Source organism: Pseudomonas phenolilytica, assembly GCF_021432765.1.
In the GTDB taxonomy this organism is placed as follows: Bacteria; Pseudomonadota; Gammaproteobacteria; order Pseudomonadales; family Pseudomonadaceae; genus Stutzerimonas; species Stutzerimonas phenolilytica.
Window position 1 is genome coordinate 2,695,583 of record NZ_CP058908.1, and the last position, 20,034, is coordinate 2,715,616.

Here is a 20,034-nt window from a genome sequence, read left to right on the forward strand (position 1 = left end):
ATTTGCGCGCACCTTGCCGCAGATACTCGCTCCGTTCACCTCTCGATTCAGGAACTCTGCTCTCCATGGGTAAATCGCTGGTCATCGTGGAATCACCGGCCAAGGCCAAGACAATCAACAAGTATTTGGGCAACCAGTACGTGGTGAAGTCGAGTATCGGCCATATCCGCGACCTTCCCACCAGCGGTTCCGCCAGCAAGGAGCCGGCAAAGCGCGGCAAGGCCGCCGCTGGCGAGACGCCCGCCCTGTCGCCCAAGGAGAAGGCCAAGCGTCAGCTGTTCGCGCGCATGGGCGTCGACCCGGAGCATGACTGGAAGGCCAAGTACGAGATCCTGCCGGGCAAGGAGAAGGTGATCGAGGAGCTGCGTCGCCTGGCCAAAGAAGCCGATACCATCTATCTCGCGACCGACTTGGATAGAGAAGGGGAGGCGATCGCCTGGCACCTGCGCGAATCCATCGGCGGCGACGACACCCGCTACAAGCGCGTGGTATTCAACGAAATCACCAAGAAGGCGATCCAGGAGGCGTTCGCGCAGCCCGGCGAACTCGACATCAATCGCGTCAATGCCCAGCAAGCCCGACGTTTCCTCGACCGCGTGGTCGGTTACATGGTGTCCCCGCTCCTGTGGGCGAAGATTGCTCGCGGCCTGTCCGCCGGTCGGGTGCAATCGGTGGCGGTGAAGCTGGTTGTGGAGCGCGAGCGTGAAATCCGCGCCTTCGTGCCGGAAGAATACTGGGAAGTGCATGCCGACCTGGCGACCACGCAGCAGGCTAAGGTGCGCTTCGAGGTGGCCCGCCAGAACGGTGAGGCATTCAAACCACTGAACGAGGCGCAGGCCACCGCAGCGCTGGAGAAACTCAAGAGCTCGAGCTACCGCGTCAGCAAGCGCGAGGACAAGCCGACCTCCAGCAAGCCATCGGCGCCGTTCATCACCTCGACCCTGCAGCAGGCTGCGAGCAACCGCCTCGGCTTCGGCGTGAAGAAGACCATGATGATGGCGCAGCGGCTCTACGAGGCGGGCTACATCACCTACATGCGTACCGACTCGACCAACCTCTCGGCCGACGCCATCGCCATGGTACGTGGCTTTATCGAGAGCGAGTTCGGTGGCAAGTACCTGCCCGAGAAGGCCAATGTCTATTCGAGCAAGGAGGGCGCGCAGGAGGCGCACGAGGCGATCCGCCCGTCTGATGTCAATCTGCGCCCCAACCAGCTTTCGGGAATGGAGCGCGATGCCGAGCGCCTTTACGAGCTGATCTGGCGCCAGTTCGTGGCTTGCCAGATGCCGCCGGCCCAGTACCTGTCCACCAGCGTCACGGCAACGGCCGGCGAGTTCGAGCTGCGTGCCAAGGGCCGCATTCTCAAGTTCGACGGCTACACCAAGGTCATGCCGCAGCAGAGCAAGGCCGGCGAGGACGACGTGCTCCCGGATATGCAGCAGGGCGAAGCGCTGGCGCTGCTCAAGCTCGACCCGAGCCAGCACTTCACCAAGCCACCCGCGCGCTACTCGGAAGCCAGCCTGGTCAAGGAGATGGAGAAGCGTGGTATCGGTCGTCCGTCCACTTATGCGGCGATCATTTCCACGATTCAGGATCGCGGCTACGTCTCGCTGCACAACCGCCGCTTCTATTCGGAAAAGATGGGCGACATCGTCACCGAACGCCTTTCCGAGAGCTTCGAGAACCTGATGGACTACGGCTTCACCGCCGGCATGGAAGAGCATCTGGACGACGTCGCGCAGGGCGAGCGCGAATGGAAGCACGTGCTCGATGAGTTCTATGGCGACTTCAAACGCAAGCTCGAGCAGGCGGAGGGCAGCGAGAACGGCATGCGCGCCAACCAGCCAACCCTGACCGACATTCCCTGCAAGGTCTGCGGCCGGCCGATGATGATCCGCACCGCGTCCACCGGCGTGTTCCTCGGCTGCTCTGGCTACAGCCTTCCGCCCAAGGAACGCTGCAAGTCGACGATCAACCTCGTGCCTGGTGACGAGATCGCTGCAGATGACGAGGGTGAATCAGAATCCCTGGTACTGCTGGGCAAGCATCGCTGTCCGATCTGCAGCACGGCGATGGATGCCTATTTGCTCGATGAGAAGCGCAAGCTGCATATCTGCGGTAACAACCCCGATTGCTCGGGCTACGAGATCGAGGAAGGCCAATACCGGATCAAGGGCTACGAAGGCCCAAGCCTGGAATGCGACAAGTGCGGCAGCGAGATGCAGCTCAAGACCGGTCGTTTCGGCAAATTCTTCGGCTGCACCAACGCCGAATGTAAGAACACTCGTAAGCTGCTGAAGAACGGCGAGCCGGCGCCGCCGAAGATGGATGCTGTGAAGATGCCGGAGCTACGTTGCGAGAAAGTTGACGACACCTACGTACTGCGTGACGGTGCATCGGGGCTGTTCCTGGCCGCCAGCCAGTTTCCGAAGAACCGCGAGACACGTGCTCCGCTGGTGAAGGAGCTGATCCCGCACCGTGACGAGATCGATCCGAAGTACCACTTCCTGCTGGACGCACCGCAGCAGGACGCAGAAGGTCGCCCGACGGTGATCCGCTTCAGCCGCAAAACCAAGGAGCAGTACGTGCAATCGGAAGTCGACGGCAAGCCGACCGGCTGGAAGGCCTTCTTCGTCGGCGGTAAGTGGAAGGTCGAGGAGAAGTAACGCACGCCGCTGCGACGATGCGCTTGCAGATACCGTCCGACTAGGCGGTGTCTGCGGCTGTTGAGCTCTGCCTGTAGCGCTGGCGTTGACGGGCGGCAGAGTTCATTCTTGCAGTTTCCCGACATTCGGAGAGCGCCCACATGGCTCACGAGCTCTACACCCGGACCAATCAGAAAATCTACTTCGCTGGTCTGTCGCTGGATAGTTGGCGCAAGGCCGAAGCATCGGGCTCGCTGAATGCGCAGGGGCTGATCCAGGCCGAGCGTGAGGCGAGCCTGTTCCATCTCTACGGCGCCCTGCTGGGGCTGTGTCATGAAATTGCCGGCTACTACCGCTCGCCTGGCGCCGGTGCGTCGCGGGTCGAACTGATTCTCTCGCGCTCGGTTCTCGACGCAGCGCCGAGTCCGGAGCTGGCCGAGCTGGTGGAACTGGCCGAGCAGGGGGAAACCTGGCTGGCCAGCCTGTTGCAAGCCTACGTGGCGCTATTCGAGCCGCCGCGTGCGCCGGCAAAGGTTAAATCCGATCCACGCCAGCCATTGATCGAGGCCGTCAGCCTCGACGAGCCGGAGCCCGCCCTGACCCGTGAGGAACTGGAGCTCTGGCGACAGAACCTGAAGAGTCTGGCCTTGCGCTTTCGCGAGTCGCTGACCGAGTGGTGAGCGGGCGCTTCCACATCATGCCGCTTCTGGCTTGCGAGTCAGCATGACCAGGGCAATGCCGCAGAGAATTGCCGTGCCGGCGATCAGCAGGCGGTCCGTCAGTGCTTCGCCAAGCAGCAACGCGCCGGCAAGGGCGGTCAACAGTGGCACGCTCAGTTGCACGCTGGCGGCCTGGATCGCCGTTAGACCGGGTAACGCCGAATACCAGATGGCGTAGCCGACACCAGAGGCCAGAGCGCCCGAGAGCAGCGCGTAAATCAGGCCTGGGATATCCCACTGCAATTGATTCCAGCCCGCCAGGCTCAGCAGGATGCCCAGCGGCACCGCTCGCATGAAGTTGCCGGCGGTGGCATTCAGCGGATTGACGGTCCCGCGTCCCCGCAGGGAATAGATTCCCCAGGCGACTCCGGAGGCCAGCATAAGCAGCGCAGCATGCCATGACGGCGCGCTACTCCCCGGCAGCAGCAGAAATACCAAGCCGCCCAGCGCCAGGATCAGGCCAACGATCTGCCAGTGGCCGAATCGCTCGCCACGTATCAGCCCCCAGACGATCATGCTCAGCTGCACGGCGCCGAATAGCAGCAGCGCGCCGGTGCCGGCGTCGAGATGCAGATAGGCGAACGAGAACGCTGCGGCGTACACGAACAAGGCCGCGGCACCGTACCAGTCACCGTCCGGTATCGCGCGGCGTTCCCGTCGCAACATCAGAAACCAGAGTGTCAGCGCACCGCCAAGCAGGCGTACGCCGGTGAAGCTGGCGGGGTCTATGGCGGTGTCTCGCAAGGCGATCCGGCACAGCAGCGAATTGCCGGCGAAGGCGAACATGGCCAAGGTAGTAAGCAGCAGAATGCGGGGCGTCATGGATACTCGGCCTGTTCTTGGTGTGTTGTGCCGGGCGGTGTCGGTTCGGGCAATGCTACGTCCTGGACCGCCACCATGAAACCCGGCCATGGCGGGTTGGCCTGTTGCCTGAAGGCTGCCCCGTCGATAGTCGACTGGTACAATGCGCGCCTTTCTCGGAGAGCTGATCGAATGCCTACCTCGTTTCTGGAAATTGTCGAGCTACCTGACGGCCGCATCGTCCTGCGCCGTGCCGAAGACGAAGAGGTGCTGGTGACGCTGGATTTCTCCGACGACGCGAAACTCTTTCTGCAGGGCCAGCATGTGGAGATCGCCAAGGCGATGTTCAACGTGGGTGTGCAGATGGCTGGACGCATGTCAGAAGGTGAGGGCGAGATCGAGTACGAGGATGAGCCGCGGGTACTGCACTGAGCGAGGTGGGGGTGTAGCGGGGGGGATTCGGCACGATCCATGTGCCTTTCGGGACTACTAGCGGCCTAGGCGAATGTTGAGACTCTGAGTGTTGCCCTGGCTGGCGGCGCTATGCAACCTGCTGCGCATGCGGGCATCCATGTGAGCAAACCAGCTGACGACGGTGTGGCTGCAGCCGGAAGTCAGCGCCTTGCAGGTCAGCTCCAGCGCGCCCTGAATACCGCGCGGTTGCAGCAGGATGATGCGTTCGCGATTCAGTCCGGTTTCGCGTAGCCACTGGGACGACAGAAATGCCGGAGGGGCGACCAGCGTGAGCCAGCGGCTGTCGGGAGCATCGCTGAGTTCGCGCAGCATGGGGGCGAGTAGCAGCCGACAATGCTCGCTGTTGCCGCTCAGGCTCAACTCACTCAGGCGCTCGAGTTGCGGCGGCGCTGGTTCGGCGAGAAAGGGCGGCATGCCATGAGCGATCAGTCCCTCGAAGAGGGACAGCTGCGGCCTGGTGTTTGGTGTGGGGAGGTACTGCATCGAACGTCTCCTAGCGGCGTATCACGCCGACACTCAAGCCCTCGATCACGAAGTCTTCATGTTCGAGATCCACTTCGATAGGTGCGAACTCGGGGTTTTCCGCCAGCAACCAGACCTTGTCACCTTCGCGCTTGAGGCGCTTGACGGTAACCTCTTCGCCGACCCGTGCGACGACGACCTGGCCGTTGCGCGCGTCGCGGGTGCTGTGGACTGCCAGCAAGTCGCCATCGATGATGCCGATGTCCTTCATGCTCATGCCACGTACCCGCAGCAGGTAGTCGGCGCGCGGGTGGAAAAAGTCCGGATTGATCTGGCAGGACTCCTCGACATGCTGTTGCGCCAGGATCGGTGCGCCTGCTGCCACCCGGCCGATGATCGGCAGGCTGCCTTCCTGCGCAGCGGGCTCGAAGTCCGGGATGCGTATCCCGCGCGAGGCGCCGGGCGTCATCTCGATTGCGCCCTTGCGCGCCAGCGCTTTGAGATGTTCCTCGGCGGCGTTGGGGGACTTGAAGCCGAGCTCCTGTGCAATCTCGGCGCGCGTCGGCGGGTAGCCGTGGTCTTCCAGGCAGCGCTTGATGAAGGCGAGGATTTCCGACTGGCGGGGCGTCAGCTTGATCATGGCGGTCTCTGTTCTTTTATACAGTGACTGGGATTATATACAGTGATCGGGTGTTGGCAACGAGTTCTGCGAGCATTCGATCGCGACGGCCGTGAATGCGAAGATGAGCTAGGCGCCACGCCGCTTTCATGGTTGACTTGGCTATTGGCTGAAACGTAAGTTTCAAACAGATGTTCGTCATTGGAGGGGGCATGGCGCAGTCCGAGACAGTCGAGCGCATTTTGGATGCAGCGGAACAGCTGTTCGCTGAAAAAGGCTTCGCTGAGACTTCGCTTCGCCTGATCACCAGCAAGGCCGGCGTAAACCTGGCGGCGGTGAATTATCACTTCGGTTCGAAGAAGGCGCTGATTCAGGCAGTTTTCTCACGCTTTCTCGGCCCCTTCTGCGCCAGCCTGGAACGCGAGCTGGATCGCCGCGAGTCGATTTCCGATAAGCCGGATACGCTCGAAGAGCTGCTGGAAATACTGGTGGAGCAGGCCCTGGCGGTTAAACCGCGCAGCGGCGACGACCTGTCGATTTTCATGCGCCTGCTCGGACTTTCCTTCAGCCAGAGCCAGGGCCATCTGCGGCGCTACCTCGAAGATATGTACGGCAAGGTATTCCGTCGCTACATGCTGCGTGTGCATGAGGCCGCGCCGAACATTCCACCGATTGAGCTGTTCTGGCGCGTGCATTTCATGCTCGGTGCGGCGGCGTTCAGCATGTCCGGGATCAAGGCACTTCGCGCGATTGCCGAGAATGACTTCGGTGCCCGGACTTCGATCGAGCAGATCATGCGGATGATGGTGCCGTTCCTGGCGGCTGGCATGCGGGCCGAGAGCGGTGTGGCAGATGCTGCGCTGGCCGAGGCCCAGCCCAAGGGCAGGCGCAACGCCGTAGCCGTGCCGGCGAAGGGGTGAGGTGCTAGGCGCCAGATCCTTCGTTTAAGCTAGTCGCCCATGACCCATCTCGATTGTTTGTACATCTCCCTCGCCGACCAGCAGCTCTATGGCTTTGCCGACGGGAAGCTGCGTTGCCGCTTTGCGGTATCCACTGCCCTTAATGGCGCCGGCGAGCGCAACGGCTCGGGTTGCACGCCGCGTGGCCGGCATCAGGTGCGTGCGCGTATCGGTGGCGGTCTGCCGCTTGGTGCGGTGCTGCGTGGCCGGCGCTGGACCGGAGAAATTTGGTCGGCCGAGCTTCACGAGCGTTTTCCCGGGCGCGACTGGATTCTGAGCCGAATTCTCTGGCTGAGTGGTTGCGAGATCGGCCGTAATCGGCTCGGCGATGTCGATACCTTTCGCCGCTACATCTATCTGCACGGCACGCCTGATTGCGAACCCATGGGCGTTCCGCTGTCGCACGGTTGCATTCGTATGCGCAATGTCGATCTGGCCCGGCTGTTCGAGCAGGTGCCGCTGCATTGCCCCGTCCACATAGAAGAACGCGCCCGCCCGGAATGGGCAAGCGCCGAACTTGCTCAAGGATTTATCTGACCCATGCACGGTTCACTGATGCTGGATATCGGCGGTACCTGGCTGACGCCCGAGGATCGCCACCTGTTGCGCCAGCCGGAAGTCGGCGGGTTGATTCTGTTCGCTCGCAATATCGAGCATCCCCGCCAGGTACAAGAGCTGTGCCGTGCGATTCGCGCGCTACGGCCCGATCTGCTGCTGGCGGTGGATCAGGAAGGTGGGCGCGTGCAGCGGCTGCGTCAGGATTTCGTGCGGCTACCAGCAATGCGCGAGTTTTCCCGTCACGCCGACGGTGCGCGTCTGGCTGAGATCTGCGGCTGGGTGATGGCTACCGAGGTGCTGGCCGTGGGGCTGGATTTCAGTTTCGCGCCGGTGCTCGACCTCGATCACCAGCGCAGCGGCGTCGTCGGTACGCGTGCCTTCGAGGCGGACCCTGAGCGCGCGGTCGAGCTGATCGGCGCGTTCATCCGTGGTATGCGCGCGGCCGGTATGGCCACAACCGGCAAGCACTTCCCCGGTCATGGCTGGGCTGAGGCAGATTCGCACGTGGCGATTCCGGTTGACGGACGCAGCCTCGACGAGCTGCGCAATCACGATCTGGTGCCGTTCCGCGCACTGGCGCCTGTGCTCGATGCGGTGATGCCGGCGCACGTGATTTTTCCTGAAGTCGATGCGCAGCCGGCAGGCTTTTCCCGCCGCTGGCTGCAGGACATCCTGCGTGGTGAGCTGGGCTTTCGTGGGGTGATCTTCAGTGATGATCTGTCGATGGCAGGGGCGCATGTGGCAGGTGATGCGGCGGCCCGCATCGAGGCTGCGCTGCTGGCCGGTTGCGACATGGGGCTGGTATGCAACGACCGCCCAGCAGCGGAGCTGGCGCTGACCGCACTGCAACGCCTCGGCGTGCAGCCCGCACCGGCGCTCGCACGCATGCGCAGCGCCGGCACCGCGTCGCTTGACTACAAGCAGCAGCCGCGCTGGCTCGAATCGATTGGTGCGCTGCGCAGCGCCGGGCTCATCGACTGATCACACCGATCCTCCAAGGAAAGATTCCATGACTGTCCACGCCATTATCGGCGGCACCGGCCTGACCGAGCTCAGCGGGCTCGTGCTGCGCGAGATCAGAGCGATCGAGACGCCCTACGGCCTGCCTTCTGCCGACATCGTGTGCGGTGAGTTCGCCGGACGCGAGGTCCTGTTTCTCGCCCGTCACGGACACCCGCATCGCATCGCGCCGCATCAGGTCAACTACCGGGCGAACCTGTGGGCGTTGCGTCATGCCGGCGCGCAGTCTGTCATCGCGGTAAATGCCGTCGGCGGTATCCACGCCGCTATGGGTACCGGGCATTTTTGTGTACCGCATCAGATCATCGACTACAGCTACGGTCGCGAACATACCTTCTTCGCTGGCGACCTCGACCACGTCACCCATATCGATTTCACTCATCCCTACGATGCGCAACTACGTGAACGGCTGATTGCCGCGTTGCAGGCTCAGGGTTGCGCTTTCAGCGACCATGGCGTCTATGGCTGCACGCAAGGGCCGCGCCTGGAGACGGCTGCCGAGATCGCCCGAATGGAGCGCGACGGCTGCGACATCGTCGGGATGACCGGCATGCCCGAGGCTGCGCTGGCGCGTGAACTGCAGTTGCCTTACGCGTGCCTGGCGCTGGTGGTCAATCCCGCGGCAGGCAAGGCGAACGAGGTGATCACCATGAGCGCGATCGAGGCGGCGTTGGTCGAGGGTATCGGTCAGGCACGTGCCGTGCTGGCCCGAGTTCTGGTCTGAAGACCGACATGCCAAACGAGGTCGCGGACGGAAACCGGCCTGTCATCCAAATGTAGGAAACTGCCTTCTTTTATGGTCGCTCCCCGTTGCGGCCCAAGCGCCGCTTGCTACACTGAGCCGTCTTTTGGAGTACCGGTATGCTTTGCCCGCCACGAATAACAAGAACGCTAAACACCGTGGTTCTGCTGGGTCTTTTCAGCCTGCTGAGCGGTTGCTCCACCTGGTTCGGCGCCGAGTTTCGCGATCCGCGCGTCGAGCTGACGAAGGTCGAGATCATCAAGGCTCGGCTGCTGGAACAACAGTTTCTGCTGCGCTTTCGCATCGACAATCCCAACGACCGCAGTTTGCCGGTACGCGGGCTCGTCTATACCGTACACCTGAACGATGTCGAGCTGGCGAGCGGCGAGTCCAGCGGCTGGCTGACAGTGCCGGCCAACGGCTTCGACTATTACGAAGTGCCGGTGCATACCAACCTGTGGCGGCACATGAAATACATCGTGCGCCTGCTGGAAAAGCCTGATCGGCCGATCCGCTATCGCTTCGACGGCGAGATCAAGACCGGCCTGATGTTCGGCCGCAAGGTGCATGTCGCGAGCAATGGCGAGATAATCCCCGGCAACTTCATCCCTGAGTAGTAGACGCAACATGAACCACGAAACCCACGTCCACGGCCCCGACTGCAATCACGATCACGACCATGCGCACGATCACCATCACGTGCACGGGCCGCACTGCAATCACGGCCATCATGAGCCGGTGCGCAATCCGCTGAAGGACGTCGGTCGCAACGACCCGTGCCCGTGCGGCAGCCAGAAGAAATACAAGAAGTGCCACGGCGCCTGACCGACCATGACTCCGCTCGTTGTCACGCTGCTCGTTGTCGCGACGCTGCTGGTCGGCGCGCTGGCTGGCTACGCGTTGTACCTGTGGCGCCGGGTGTGGCGTAACGAGCGCCTGCTGGCGGAAGCGCAGACCAAGCGTCACGCCGCGCTGGCCGAAGACCTGCGAATTCTCGCCAGCAGCCTGCTGGATGAGCAGCTGCCGCTGATCGAAGGTGCCATCCGCATCAAGGTGCTGCTCGACAACTACGACTCGGCGTTGGGGCAGGACCCGCGCTGCGAGGTGTTCCAGAAACTGTTCGAGGCGACCGAACAGGTCCCCACGCACGCCGCCTGGAAAGCGCTGGACAGCAAAGAGCGACGCCGTCACGAGGCGAACTTCAGCGCCCTGGAGCTGCAGCACAAGGCGGCCGCGCGACGCTCGGCGCGCTGGTTGCTCGACGAGGCGCTGCCCAAAAACGGCCGCGCGGCCTGAGGCGTCAATCCCGGCACTTCCTGCGGTTCATACACTCACTACCATTACTACGGCTTTGCGCTCTCAGGAGTCGTCGATGACGCTGCGTCTGCCCTTTCCCTTGGTTCGCCTGACCGTCGGCATGGCGTTCGGCCTGGTCAGCCTTGCCGGTTGCCAGTCCTATCTGGACAACCGCTACAGCGCCAGCCTGCCACCGGCGCAAGGTATCCAGCCGCTGTCCGGCCTGGCCGGCAGCGCGAGCATTCGGCGCAACGCTCTGGGTATGCCCTTGATCGAAACCTCGTCGTTTCACGATGCGCTGTTCGCGCTGGGCTACGTTCACGCCACGGACCGTCTGAGCCAGATGGTCAGCCTGCGGCTGACCGCTCAGGGCCGGTTGGCGGAGATGGCTGGACCGGGCGTGCTGGAGATCGATCGCTTCATGCGCACGGTGAATCTGCGCCAGAGCGCCGAGCTGCTCTATCGCGAAAGCTCGCCGCGGATGAAGAAGTTCTTCGAAGTCTACGCCCGCGGCGTCAACGCCTATCTGTTCCGCCATCGCGACCGGTTGCCGATGGATCTCGCCGAGTCCGGCTACCGCCCCGAATACTGGAAGCCCGAGGACTCGGTGCTGGTGTTCTGCCTGCTCAATTTCGGCCTGTCGGTGAACCTGCAGGAGGAGATCGCCGCGCTGGTCATGGCGCAGAAGGTCGGCAGCGACAAGCTGGCCTGGCTGCTGCCGACCTACCCGGACGAGCCGCTGCCGGTGGAGGAGGCGGCCAAGCTGCAGGGTCTGGATCTGGGCGGGCAGATTTCGGGGCTGGCCGCGCTGGAGCGCGCCGCCGGTCAGGTCTCCGCGCTGAACATGCTCGGTGTTGCCGCATCGAACAACTGGGCGATTGCCGGCAGCCATACGCGCGGCGGCAAGCCGATCCTGGCCAACGACACCCATCTGCCGCTGTCGATGCCCTCGTACTGGAATTTCGTGCAGATCCGCGCACCGAAATTTCAGGCCGCAGGCGTCTCCATCGCCGGTGTGCCTGCGGTGGTCGCCGGTTTCAACGGCAAGCTTGGCTGGGGCATGACGATGGTCATGGGCGACAACCAGGACCTGTTCCTCGAGCGCATTCGTCGCGAAGGCCCGCGCCTGATGTATCAGGCCGACGGCAAGTGGCTCGCCGCGCGCGAGCGGCATGAGACGTTCTTCATCAAGGGGCAACGGCCGGTTCGCGAAATCATCTACGAAACCCGCCACGGTCCGTTGCTCAACAGTGCACTGGGCGAGCGCAAGCACCCGATTCAGCCGTTGCAGCTCGGCAGCGGCTACGGCCTGGCGCTCAAGACCACGCAGCTGGAAGCGGACAAATCGCTGGATGCGTTTTTCGATCTGTCGCGCGCGCAGTCCGTCGATGAAGCCTTCGCCGCCACCGGCAGGATCGGCACGACCGCGTTGAACATGGTCTTCGCCGACCGTCAGAGCATTGGCTGGCAGGTGACCGGACGTTTTCCCAACCGTCGCGAAGGGCTAGGGCTGATGCCTTCGCCCGGCTGGGATGGACGCTACGACTGGGACGGTTTTGCCGATCCGATGCTGCACCCCTACGACCAGGACCCTGCGCAGGGTTGGCTGGGCACCGCCAACCATCGCATAGCCCCGCGCGGCTATGGCATGCAGCTTTCCAGCACCTGGTATGGGCCGGAGCGCTTCGAGCGTCTGGCCGAGCTGGCCGGGCGCGGCAAGCACGACACCCGCAGCACCATCGCCATGCAGTACGACCAGACCACGACATTCGCCGCCAAGCTCAAGACGATGTTCGAGGCGCCCGGCATGGCCGAGCCGCTGCGTGCCGCCATCGCGGCGCTGCCAGCCGGCGAGCGCGCCAAGGCCAAGGAGGCCTATCGGCGCCTGCTGGCGTTTGATGGCCGTCTCGCCGCCAGCTCGGCGGATGCCGCGCTGTATGGCGCGTTCCTGCATGAAAGTGCGCGCCACACCTTCCTCGATGAACTGGGGCCGGACGACAGCCAGACCTGGAAAGCGCTGCTGCAGGTGTCTGGCCTGTCCTACTCGGCGCAGGCCGATCATCTTCTCGGCCGCGACGACAGCCCGTTCTGGGACGACATCGGCACGCCGCAGGTCGAAGACAAGCCGGCAATCCTCGCGCGCAGTCTGGCTGCGGCGGTGAATCTGCTGGAAGCACAGGTGGGGCACGAACGCAGCGCTTGGCAGTGGGGCAAGCTGCATCGTTACGAATGGCTTACCGGCAATACCCAGCTGGCGCCGCACCTGCCGGCGGGGCAGGGGCGCTCGATCAAGGCGCTGCACGGCTATCTGGATCGCGGACCCTACCCGGCGGGTGGCGACCACAGCACGCTGAACGTCTCGGCGTACCACTGGGGTGCGGGGTTCGATACCTGGCTGATACCAGCGATGCGCATCATCGTCGATTTCAATCAGGCAGAGCCGATGCTCGGCGTCAACAGCTCGGGTCAGTCAGGCAATCCGGCCAGCCCGCATTACGCCGACGGTATCGAGGCCTGGATGAAGGCGCAGTACCTGAGTTTCCCGTTCCAGCCGGCCAACCTGGACAAGGTCTATGGCACCCGGCGCCTGTTGCTGACGCCGAAGCAGTAGCCGCTTCGCGTGCCGAGGTGATGGCGCTAGGCGCGAACCACCTCGACCACGCGGATTGTGCCCGGCGTGGGGTAGTGCCAGCGGACTTGCACGTCCCAGAACTGCGTACCGTAGCGCCGTTCCGGATCGGGCTTCTGGTACGCCGGGCGCGGGTCCTGCGCCAGACACTGTTCGATCAGTTCCACCAGGGGCTCGCCCAGGCGCAGCGCCTCGCCACGGGCCTGAGCCAGCCCGGGCTCGCTCCACTGCACTTCGAGCAACGGGGGCGGTGCCGCCGCCATCGCATTCGTGGCGTCTGGCAGAGCATCGGCGTAGGGCACGTAGGGTTTGATATCGATCACCGGCGTGCCGTCGAGCAGATCGATGCCGGAAAGCCACAGCCGATTCGCCTCCACCTTCTCGAGTTTCACCACCGATTGGCCGATGCCGTTGGGACGATGCGTCGCGCGGGTGGCGAACACACCCATCATGCGGTTGCCGCCCAGGCGCGGCGGACGCACCCTGAGCCGCGGCTTGTCCTCCAGCGCCTGATGGAACAGGAACAGCAGCCAGACATGGCTGACCTGCTCCAGTCCGGCCACCGCCTCGCCGGTATCGAACGGCGGCAGCAGCTCCAGCACGCCGCGTGCGGCTGGTGCCAACTGCGGTTGGCGCGGGATGGCGAACTTCTCCTTGAAGCAGGAGTGCAGGATGCCGACGGGGCGGACGTAATGCAGCATGGAAGGCGCCCGGGAAAGGAACGAGGCTGCGGATGATACGCGCCGCACGCGGCGAGAACACCCCGCGCCGCGAGCGCGGGGCGCGGGTTCGACTACAGGCCCAGCAGGCGCGCGACGTAGTCGGCGTCCTTGTCGCCACGGCCGGACAGGTTGACCAGGATGTGCGTGTCCTGCGGCAGCGTTGGCGCCGCACGGATCGCCCAAGCTACCGCGTGGGCGCTTTCCAGCGCCGGGATGATGCCTTCCACGCGTGACAGGGTCATGAACGCGTCGAGGCATTCCTGATCGGTCGCGGTCTGATAGTTCACCCGGCCGAGATCCTTCAGATAGCTGTGCTGCGGCCCGACACCGGGGTAGTCCAGCCCGGACGCGATGGAGTGCACCGGCGACGGATTTCCCTCGGCATCCTCTAGCACGTAGCAGGCCATGCCGTGCAGCTCACCCGGCTTGCCCTTGGACAGCGTGGCCGAGTGACGGCCGGGCTTGTCCAGGCTCTCGCCGGCCGGCTCGATACCAACCAGGTCGACCGCGGCATCCTCAAGAAACGCGGTGAACATGCCCATGGCATTGGAGCCGCCACCCACGCAGGCGACGACCTGATCGGGCAGACGGCCATGTTTGGCCAGGAACTGCGCACGCGCCTCGGTACCGATGATCGACTGGAAGTCGCGCACCATCTTCGGGAACGGATGCGGGCCGACCACCGAGCCGATGGCGTAGATGTAGTTGTGCGGGTCCTTCAGGTATTCCTCGAAGGCGCTGTCCACCGCTTCCTTGAGCGTCGCCGCGCCGCGGGTCACCGGCACCAGCTTGCAGCCGAGGATCTTCATCTTGGTGACGTTGGGGTGTTCCTTCTCGATATCCACCTGGCCCATGTGGATCTCGCAGGGAATGCCCACCAGCGCGCAGGCGGTAGCCAGCGCCACGCCGTGCTGGCCGGCGCCGGTTTCGGCGATCACCTTCTGCTTGCCCATGAATTTGGCCAGTAGCGCCTCGCCCAGGCAGTGATTGATCTTGTGCGCGCCGGTGTGGTTCAGGTCCTCGCGCTTGAGATGAATCTGCGCGCCACCGAGCTGCTCGGACAGGCGTCGGGCATGGAAGATCGGGCTCGGCCGGCCGACGTAGTCAGCGAAAAGGGCCGCCAGTTCCTGCTGAAAGTCCTCGCGCTGGCGGATTTCCTCGTAGGCCAGATTGATGTCATCCATGGCCTGCTTGAGATGCGGCGGTACCAGCTGGCCACCATAGGGGCCGAAGTATCCGTTGGCATCAGGCATGGCGGCGAAGCGCGAGTCTTGGGTCATGGGCGTGCGAGTCCTGATAGAGATCGTGAAAATCTGCAGTTTATCGGAGGCAATTCGTTCGGGGCTGCGGCAGATCAGCATGCGGGCCGGCCTCGTGCATCCACAGCGATCAGTGTGGCGCGTGGTTGCCCACCGAGGCAGCGCTGGACGAGCTGCCAGATCCCGCAGGAGCGGTGATAGCGGGTATTCACGCGGCGACCCGGGCCGAAGCGTGGGCGGATTCTATGCCGCCTCACCACGATCGCGGAATCCGGCGAGAGGTCAGCAGTACTTGACAGAGGGCCAAGGTCGTTCTTCCAGCAATAGCTGGTTTGGGCGGAGCCTGGCCGGTGGGGAGGCGGGCGGCAGATTGCTCCTCAGCCGCAGCGTGGAACTAGCCGGTCTGGGTGCAGGCTCGGTTGAATCTGGCATTAGCCATCACCCTCGGTAGCTGGTCGCTTTGAGAATTGGCGGATCGAGGTAATTTCCCCCGGTGCTATTCCGAGCGATTCAAGAAAATCCTGATGCGCATCGGGTGACATCTTCTCGAATTCCGCATGCCATTTTTGTATTCCTTCTTCGTTTAATCCGGTGGGGGCGAGTAGCGCAATCCACTGCTCCTTGGTCATTGAACGACTCTTTCGCAGCCTGCGCGTCGCCGAGCAATTGGGCGATGACGTGTTGTTGCTGTCGGAGTCTGGCGATTTCCTCGTTGACCTTCTGCAAGTGACGTTCCAGCACCACAGGAGCAGATGCGCCATCGGCCTGTAATAGCGCTCCGATGACATCCAGCGAGAGCCCCGTATCGCGATAGGTCATTATCCCTACCATGCGCTGCACATCATCTTAGGAATAAAGGCGATAGCCAGATTGGTGAGGAGAAAATATAAAGATCTCGATGGCCTCGATGCTTATTTGGGATGTAGTTTGATATTTTCTCTAGTGTAAGCTCGCCATGCTTTTCAAGCATTTTTTAGTATTTTAATTGCATGCCCTTTCATGGCGATTGGCCAGCTTCTAACGATTAAGCTAACGGGCGGACAAAAGCGCAGCTTTTGGACGTCCAGCGAACGAAGTGAGCGACAGTTGAGCGCATTGTTGTGCGCTGAACTGGCCCAGGGCTGCCATTAACGATATAGCGAACACGAGGATTCCGACGCAGCATACATACGCCTCATTTTTTGATCCGCTCAGCCATTCGCGCTTGGGGTATTTCCCAAGTGTGACGGCTTTTACAAAAGGCCAGCCTATCGCGTAGAAGAAGGTTCCGAGTAGTAACTCGCTTACTACGTAGCCTAGGAAGCGGAGTATCGGGCTGAGTAGTTCGTCCATGTGGCTCCAGCGTATAACGATTAAGCTAACAGGCGAGCAAAAGCGCAGCTTTTGCGAGTCCAGTGAGCGAAGCGAGCGGTGTTGAGCGATTTGTTAGAGCTTATATTGCACGGCGTCGCCATGGGCTCCCTCCGATGGACTTTCTTTGAATGAAATCTGCCATTGCGTTATCTGTGTCTATTACACATCGAAGTATCTGGGCTCTGTATTCATGGAGATTTATAATTGTTATGTATCCCGCATCCCTTCCCCGGTGAGCAATGTCACCTCTGGCGGTAACGAATGCATTTAATGCTTCTTCGCCAATAGACCACGAATTTGATAAATTTTCGATTCCAACGAAGCGCTTAAACAAGGGGTCAATATTTGTGCTCTTTGGTGTGTTTAAGCCTTGGATTGTTTGAGTGGTGTGGTTGTCGTAAACAGTTTTCCAACCGTCGCCCGCCAGCTCAAGTGGCTTGAGTTTATGTTTGGACTCTCGGACAGTCTTTGAGATTTCTTTCTGAACGTGTTGTGGTAACTGGGTAGGAATGTCCGCGCGGCGAATCAAGGTGCGCACGCTCTCTACCAAAAGTTCCTCTAGATATAGCTCCCATGCTGCGCAAAGCATAAGGACACCACTTCTAGTGATATGGCCAAGACCTCTGCGCCCTAAGCCGTCGTGATTGAGTTGCCCATGGCTCTCAATAATCCTGTCGACGTCCACAAGCATGTTGCGTTCAAATTTTTGCAGGGCAGATGACGGCATGCGTTTAGCTCTAACGATTAAGCTAATGGGCAGACAAAAGCGTAGCTTTTGGCTGTCCAGCGAACGAAGTGAGCGACAGTTGAGCGCATTGTTATACGCAAGGCACCTATTGCCATTGGCGAACTATGGTTCTGCGCTTTTTCTCGTCTAACTCTTTAATGTTTTTTAATAGTACTGGTTCGAGATTACACTGCCCATTGCTTACTTTATAGCAATGAATTGCGGCCTGTTTGCCATTTTTTATAATCCAATTCTCTGCGTTTTCATGAGCTGCTTTTATGCTATTTGCTAGCTCTGCCAGAGTGTCGTCGTCACTGACGATCATGCGTACCACTACTGTCGGAAATTCTCCAGGCCTGCATAGAATGCTCCGATACTCGATGGTTTCTTTTCTGTTTAATGGAATGTTGTTGCGAGCTTTATCTATAAATTTTCTCAGGCTTTCTTTGAATTTTTCCTCGAATAGTTCATCGAGAACTTAATTTCCTGCCCAGGCGTGCAAATAAGGCGAGTCCGCCAATAAAGGTTGAAGCGCCGGCATCAGCAGTAGCTGTTGTCTTGAATGTTAATTCTTGCCGTTTGGCAACTGAGTCCTCTGCCTCCGTAATTCCGGCTTCTTGGAAATGCGGGCGTAACTCTTCATCAAAAGCTTCTAGGAACCTCAGCATTTGGTGGGATTGCCCGCCAATAAAGAACCTGTATCTCAAGCCATCCATGCACTGGCTCCTTGTGTATAACGATTAAGCTAAGGGGCCGGCTTCGCCGGTCCCAGCGAACGGAGTGAGCGCTTTGAGCGCATTGTTAGGTGCCATACCCATTGCTTGCCATGAGGCGTGCAAGGATGTAGTAGCCAAAGCTTGCTAGCTCTGCCTCAGGTAATGAATTTAGCTCAGCAAGAGTTTCCGGCGGGTAGTCCTTGAAGGTAAACAGACTTTGGTGCTGCCAGGTGCACAGCTGTTTACCTTTAGCGACATCATCTAGTGTCACGCGCAATGAACCATCAGGCAGCTCAGCTAGACTGCACAGAACTGCCATACTCTTGGTCGGGGCTTTCTGAGAACTTTCCATGGCACCTAACTATAAGTAGGCGACACAAATGGCGTAAAAAACTACGCCACATGTGTCGCATAAAATTCCTTGCCGCCCTGCAGGTCTTGTCTAGCCTGAAAAACGCATCAACAGATGCGACACGAATCAGGGAGCAACAGCGACATTGATAACAAGCCTAGGCTGCTCGACCAGGTGCGAGGGCAGATTCGATTGCGACACTATTCGATTCGTACCGAAGCTGTCTATTTGGAGTGGATCAGGCGCTTCATTCGTTTTCATAAGTACCGACATCCACAGGATATGGGCGCGTCTGAAGTGGAGGCCTTTCTCAGTGATCTGGCGGTGCGCCGTGATGTTTCGGCGTCCACGCAGAACCAAGCGCTGTCGGCGATTCTGTTTCTGTACAAGCAGGTGTTGCAGATAGAGTTGCCGTGGCTGGAGGGTGTGATCAGGGCGAAGCACGCATTTGCTGAGAGCGGCCAGGACATTCTCACGGTGCAGGAGCTGCTCGGCCATGCCGATGTGAAAACCACGCAGATCTACACCCATGCCTCAATCGCGGTGGTCTGGCGATGCTCAGTCCGCTCGACCGCCCATGAAAAAGCCCCGCATGAGCGGGGCTTCTTTAGCAGGCGCGGTGATCAGATCACTTCGGCCCAGAGGTCGTACTCGTCGGCGTTGGTGACGCGTACACGGACCTTGTCGCCCGGCTGCAGCGGCTGTTCGCTGTCGACGTAGACCATGCCGTCGATTTCCGGTGCGTCGGCCCAGGAGCGGCCGATGGCGCCGTCTTCGTCCACTTCGTCGATCAGCACGTCCATCTCGCGGCCGACTTTCAGCTGCAGGCGCGCTGCGCTGATGGCCTGCTGGTGGGCCATGAAACGGTCCCAGCGGTCCTGCTTGATCTCGTCCGGCACCGGCTCCAGGCCCATATCCTCGGCCGGTGCGCCGTCGACCGGTGAGTACTGGAAGCAGCCGACGCGGTCGAGCTGGGCTTCGGTCAGCCAGTCGAGCAGGTACTGGAAGTCTTCTTCGGTCTCGCCGGGGAAGCCGACGATGAAGGTGGAGCGGATGGTCAGCTCGGGGCAGATCTCGCGCCACTTCTGGATGCGTGCCAGAGTCTTGTCCTCGAAGGCCGGGCGCTTCATGGCCTTGAGCACCTTAGGGCTGGCGTGCTGGAAGGGGATGTCCAGGTACGGCAGGATCTTGCCGGCGGCCATCAGCGGGATCACGTCGTCGACGTTGGGGTAGGGGTAGACGTAGTGCAGGCGCACCCATACGCCCATCTTGCCCAGCGCTTCGCACAGTTCGAGCATGCGCGTCTTGACCGGCTGGCCGTCCCAGAAGTCGAGCTTGTACTTGAGGTCCACGCCGTAGGCGCTGGTGTCCTGGCTGATCACCAGAATCTCCTTCACGCCAGCCTTGACCAGCCGCTCGGCCTCGGACAGCACGTCACCGACCGGGCGGCTGACCAGCTTGCCGCGCATCGAGGGGATGATGCAGAAGCTGCAGCTGTGGTTGCAGCCTTCGGAAATCTTCAGATAGGCGTAGTGGCGCGGGGTGAGCTTGATGCCCTGCGGCGGCACGAGGTCGATGAAGGGATCGTGCTCGATGCTCGGCGGCACCACTTCATGCACCGCGTTGACCACCTGCTCGTATTGCTGCGGGCCGGTGACGGCCAGCACGCTGGGGTGCACGCCGCGGATGTTGTTCTCGTCCACGCCCATGCAGCCGGTGACGATCACCTTGCCGTTCTCGGCGATCGCCTCGCCGATGGCGTCCAGTGATTCGGCCTTGGCGCTGTCGATGAAACCGCAGGTGTTGACCACCACCACATCGGCATCCTCGTAGGACGGCACGATCCGGTAACCCTCCATGCGCAGCTGGGTGAGGATGCGCTCGGAGTCAACGGTTGCTTTCGGGCAGCCGAGGGACACGAACCCTACGCTTGGAACTTTATTCGACATGACAGGCCGGGCCTCGGTGATGCGGCAGGGGA

General features: G+C 61.4%; 22 protein-coding genes and 2 pseudogenes. 13 read left to right on the forward strand and 11 right to left on the reverse strand.

What is annotated here, in order from left to right:
* Positions 1 to 65: 65 nt before the first annotated feature.
* Together topA and HU825_RS13005 are read left to right on the forward strand one after the other, a co-directional pair.
* Positions 66 to 2,666: a type I DNA topoisomerase gene (gene topA / locus HU825_RS13000; protein ID WP_043299032.1), complete on the forward strand. Its 2,601-nt coding sequence runs from the start codon at positions 66 to 68 to the stop codon at positions 2,664 to 2,666.
* 140 nt (positions 2,667 to 2,806) lie between these two features.
* On the forward strand, positions 2,807 to 3,325 hold the full coding sequence (locus tag HU825_RS13005; RefSeq protein WP_234302175.1) for a DUF6586 family protein: 519 nt from the start codon (positions 2,807 to 2,809) through the stop codon (positions 3,323 to 3,325).
* A 15-nt stretch (positions 3,326 to 3,340) separates the two neighbouring features.
* Here HU825_RS13005 and HU825_RS13010 read toward each other — a convergent pair whose 3' ends face one another.
* Positions 3,341 to 4,186: a DMT family transporter gene (locus HU825_RS13010; protein ID WP_234302176.1), complete on the reverse strand. Its 846-nt coding sequence runs from the start codon at positions 4,184 to 4,186 to the stop codon at positions 3,341 to 3,343.
* 171 nt (positions 4,187 to 4,357) lie between these two features.
* Between HU825_RS13010 and HU825_RS13015 the strand changes: the two genes are divergently transcribed.
* Positions 4,358 to 4,597, forward strand: coding sequence for a hypothetical protein (locus HU825_RS13015; RefSeq protein WP_054094858.1), 240 nt, complete (start codon positions 4,358 to 4,360; stop codon positions 4,595 to 4,597).
* A 57-nt stretch (positions 4,598 to 4,654) separates the two neighbouring features.
* Here the strand turns inward: HU825_RS13015 and sulA are convergent, their stop codons facing one another.
* Together sulA and lexA are read right to left on the reverse strand one after the other, a co-directional pair.
* Positions 4,655 to 5,122: an SOS-induced cell division inhibitor SulA gene (gene sulA, locus HU825_RS13020; RefSeq protein ID WP_043299026.1), complete on the reverse strand. Its 468-nt coding sequence runs from the start codon at positions 5,120 to 5,122 to the stop codon at positions 4,655 to 4,657.
* Positions 5,123 to 5,132: 10 nt separating this feature from the next.
* Positions 5,133 to 5,741: a transcriptional repressor LexA gene (lexA, locus tag HU825_RS13025; protein WP_043299024.1), complete on the reverse strand. Its 609-nt coding sequence runs from the start codon at positions 5,739 to 5,741 to the stop codon at positions 5,133 to 5,135.
* Positions 5,742 to 5,932: 191 nt separating this feature from the next.
* On the opposite strand from lexA, the gene HU825_RS13030 reads away from it, so the two are divergent.
* The 8 genes from HU825_RS13030 to HU825_RS13065 all read left to right on the forward strand — a co-directional run bounded on the left by HU825_RS13030 (position 5,933) and on the right by HU825_RS13065 (position 12,906).
* Positions 5,933 to 6,640 (forward strand): TetR/AcrR family transcriptional regulator, encoded by a 708-nt coding sequence (locus HU825_RS13030; RefSeq protein WP_054094859.1) that lies wholly within the window; start codon positions 5,933 to 5,935, stop codon positions 6,638 to 6,640.
* A 39-nt stretch (positions 6,641 to 6,679) separates the two neighbouring features.
* Positions 6,680 to 7,216: a L,D-transpeptidase gene (locus HU825_RS13035; RefSeq protein ID WP_043299022.1), complete on the forward strand. Its 537-nt coding sequence runs from the start codon at positions 6,680 to 6,682 to the stop codon at positions 7,214 to 7,216.
* Positions 7,217 to 7,219: 3 nt separating this feature from the next.
* Positions 7,220 to 8,218: a beta-N-acetylhexosaminidase gene (gene nagZ, locus HU825_RS13040; protein ID WP_234302177.1), complete on the forward strand. Its 999-nt coding sequence runs from the start codon at positions 7,220 to 7,222 to the stop codon at positions 8,216 to 8,218.
* A 28-nt stretch (positions 8,219 to 8,246) separates the two neighbouring features.
* Positions 8,247 to 8,981: an S-methyl-5'-thioinosine phosphorylase gene (locus tag HU825_RS13045; RefSeq protein ID WP_234302178.1), complete on the forward strand. Its 735-nt coding sequence runs from the start codon at positions 8,247 to 8,249 to the stop codon at positions 8,979 to 8,981.
* A gap of 137 nt (positions 8,982 to 9,118) precedes the next feature.
* Positions 9,119 to 9,616, forward strand: coding sequence for an LEA/WHy family protein (locus tag HU825_RS13050; protein WP_008570838.1), 498 nt, complete (start codon positions 9,119 to 9,121; stop codon positions 9,614 to 9,616).
* Between the two features lie 10 nt (positions 9,617 to 9,626).
* Positions 9,627 to 9,824 carry an SEC-C metal-binding domain-containing protein gene (locus HU825_RS13055; protein WP_003289983.1) on the forward strand — a complete coding sequence of 66 codons (198 nt, stop codon included), beginning with the start codon at positions 9,627 to 9,629 and terminating at the stop codon, positions 9,822 to 9,824.
* 6 nt (positions 9,825 to 9,830) lie between these two features.
* Positions 9,831 to 10,295 (forward strand): DUF2489 domain-containing protein, encoded by a 465-nt coding sequence (locus HU825_RS13060; RefSeq protein WP_043299014.1) that lies wholly within the window; start codon positions 9,831 to 9,833, stop codon positions 10,293 to 10,295.
* A gap of 76 nt (positions 10,296 to 10,371) precedes the next feature.
* Positions 10,372 to 12,906 carry a penicillin acylase family protein gene (locus HU825_RS13065; RefSeq protein WP_234302179.1) on the forward strand — a complete coding sequence of 845 codons (2,535 nt, stop codon included), beginning with the start codon at positions 10,372 to 10,374 and terminating at the stop codon, positions 12,904 to 12,906.
* 26 nt (positions 12,907 to 12,932) lie between these two features.
* Here HU825_RS13065 and tsaA read toward each other — a convergent pair whose 3' ends face one another.
* The 7 genes from tsaA to HU825_RS13100 form a co-directional block, all read right to left on the reverse strand.
* On the reverse strand, positions 12,933 to 13,625 hold the full coding sequence (gene tsaA / locus HU825_RS13070; RefSeq protein ID WP_234302180.1) for a tRNA (N6-threonylcarbamoyladenosine(37)-N6)-methyltransferase TrmO: 693 nt from the start codon (positions 13,623 to 13,625) through the stop codon (positions 12,933 to 12,935).
* A gap of 92 nt (positions 13,626 to 13,717) precedes the next feature.
* Complete coding sequence (trpB, locus tag HU825_RS13075; protein WP_234302181.1) at positions 13,718 to 14,926, reverse strand: tryptophan synthase subunit beta; 1,209 nt, start codon at positions 14,924 to 14,926, stop codon at positions 13,718 to 13,720.
* Positions 14,927 to 15,415: 489 nt separating this feature from the next.
* The gene (locus tag HU825_RS13080; protein WP_193749407.1) at positions 15,416 to 15,724 is read right to left on the reverse strand and encodes a MerR family DNA-binding protein; all 309 of its coding nucleotides are present in this window, start codon (positions 15,722 to 15,724) and stop codon (positions 15,416 to 15,418) included.
* A 613-nt stretch (positions 15,725 to 16,337) separates the two neighbouring features.
* The gene (locus HU825_RS13085) at positions 16,338 to 16,985 is read right to left on the reverse strand and encodes a HEPN domain-containing protein (protein ID WP_234302182.1); all 648 of its coding nucleotides are present in this window, start codon (positions 16,983 to 16,985) and stop codon (positions 16,338 to 16,340) included.
* Between the two features lie 106 nt (positions 16,986 to 17,091).
* Positions 17,092 to 17,310 carry a hypothetical protein gene (locus HU825_RS13090; protein ID WP_152947597.1) on the reverse strand — a complete coding sequence of 73 codons (219 nt, stop codon included), beginning with the start codon at positions 17,308 to 17,310 and terminating at the stop codon, positions 17,092 to 17,094.
* Between the two features lie 142 nt (positions 17,311 to 17,452).
* Complete coding sequence (locus tag HU825_RS13095) at positions 17,453 to 17,701, reverse strand: hypothetical protein (protein ID WP_152947599.1); 249 nt, start codon at positions 17,699 to 17,701, stop codon at positions 17,453 to 17,455.
* 85 nt (positions 17,702 to 17,786) lie between these two features.
* Positions 17,787 to 18,053, reverse strand: coding sequence for a hypothetical protein (locus HU825_RS13100; protein WP_234302183.1), 267 nt, complete (start codon positions 18,051 to 18,053; stop codon positions 17,787 to 17,789).
* 114 nt (positions 18,054 to 18,167) lie between these two features.
* On the opposite strand from HU825_RS13100, the pseudogene HU825_RS13105 reads away from it, so the two are divergent.
* Positions 18,168 to 18,407 (forward strand): annotated as a pseudogene (locus HU825_RS13105) (phage integrase N-terminal SAM-like domain-containing protein); the annotation flags it as partial.
* A 105-nt stretch (positions 18,408 to 18,512) separates the two neighbouring features.
* Positions 18,513 to 18,584, forward strand: a pseudogene (locus HU825_RS13110) (tyrosine-type recombinase/integrase); the annotation flags it as partial.
* Between the two features lie 92 nt (positions 18,585 to 18,676).
* Here HU825_RS13110 and rimO read toward each other — a convergent pair.
* Positions 18,677 to 20,002, reverse strand: coding sequence for a 30S ribosomal protein S12 methylthiotransferase RimO (gene rimO / locus HU825_RS13115; protein WP_234302184.1), 1,326 nt, complete (start codon positions 20,000 to 20,002; stop codon positions 18,677 to 18,679).
* Between the last annotated feature and the right edge of the window lie 32 nt (positions 20,003 to 20,034).

Coding starts and splice junctions, on each gene's coding strand:
- topA (WP_043299032.1), top strand. CDS start 66: ATGGGTAAATCGCTGGTCATCGTGGAATCACCGGCCAAGGCCAAGACA.
- HU825_RS13005 (WP_234302175.1), top strand. CDS start 2,807: ATGGCTCACGAGCTCTACACCCGGACCAATCAGAAAATCTACTTCGCT.
- HU825_RS13010 (WP_234302176.1), bottom strand. CDS start 4,186: ATGACGCCCCGCATTCTGCTGCTTACTACCTTGGCCATGTTCGCCTTC.
- HU825_RS13015 (WP_054094858.1), top strand. CDS start 4,358: ATGCCTACCTCGTTTCTGGAAATTGTCGAGCTACCTGACGGCCGCATC.
- sulA (WP_043299026.1), bottom strand. CDS start 5,122: ATGCAGTACCTCCCCACACCAAACACCAGGCCGCAGCTGTCCCTCTTC.
- lexA (WP_043299024.1), bottom strand. CDS start 5,741: ATGATCAAGCTGACGCCCCGCCAGTCGGAAATCCTCGCCTTCATCAAG.
- HU825_RS13030 (WP_054094859.1), top strand. CDS start 5,933: ATGGCGCAGTCCGAGACAGTCGAGCGCATTTTGGATGCAGCGGAACAG.
- HU825_RS13035 (WP_043299022.1), top strand. CDS start 6,680: ATGACCCATCTCGATTGTTTGTACATCTCCCTCGCCGACCAGCAGCTC.
- nagZ (WP_234302177.1), top strand. CDS start 7,220: ATGCACGGTTCACTGATGCTGGATATCGGCGGTACCTGGCTGACGCCC.
- HU825_RS13045 (WP_234302178.1), top strand. CDS start 8,247: ATGACTGTCCACGCCATTATCGGCGGCACCGGCCTGACCGAGCTCAGC.
- HU825_RS13050 (WP_008570838.1), top strand. CDS start 9,119: ATGCTTTGCCCGCCACGAATAACAAGAACGCTAAACACCGTGGTTCTG.
- HU825_RS13055 (WP_003289983.1), top strand. CDS start 9,627: ATGAACCACGAAACCCACGTCCACGGCCCCGACTGCAATCACGATCAC.
- HU825_RS13060 (WP_043299014.1), top strand. CDS start 9,831: ATGACTCCGCTCGTTGTCACGCTGCTCGTTGTCGCGACGCTGCTGGTC.
- HU825_RS13065 (WP_234302179.1), top strand. CDS start 10,372: ATGACGCTGCGTCTGCCCTTTCCCTTGGTTCGCCTGACCGTCGGCATG.
- tsaA (WP_234302180.1), bottom strand. CDS start 13,625: ATGCTGCATTACGTCCGCCCCGTCGGCATCCTGCACTCCTGCTTCAAG.
- trpB (WP_234302181.1), bottom strand. CDS start 14,926: ATGACCCAAGACTCGCGCTTCGCCGCCATGCCTGATGCCAACGGATAC.
- HU825_RS13080 (WP_193749407.1), bottom strand. CDS start 15,724: ATGACCTATCGCGATACGGGGCTCTCGCTGGATGTCATCGGAGCGCTA.
- HU825_RS13085 (WP_234302182.1), bottom strand. CDS start 16,985: ATGCCGTCATCTGCCCTGCAAAAATTTGAACGCAACATGCTTGTGGAC.
- HU825_RS13090 (WP_152947597.1), bottom strand. CDS start 17,310: ATGATCGTCAGTGACGACGACACTCTGGCAGAGCTAGCAAATAGCATA.
- HU825_RS13095 (WP_152947599.1), bottom strand. CDS start 17,701: ATGGATGGCTTGAGATACAGGTTCTTTATTGGCGGGCAATCCCACCAA.
- HU825_RS13100 (WP_234302183.1), bottom strand. CDS start 18,053: ATGGAAAGTTCTCAGAAAGCCCCGACCAAGAGTATGGCAGTTCTGTGC.
- rimO (WP_234302184.1), bottom strand. CDS start 20,002: ATGTCGAATAAAGTTCCAAGCGTAGGGTTCGTGTCCCTCGGCTGCCCG.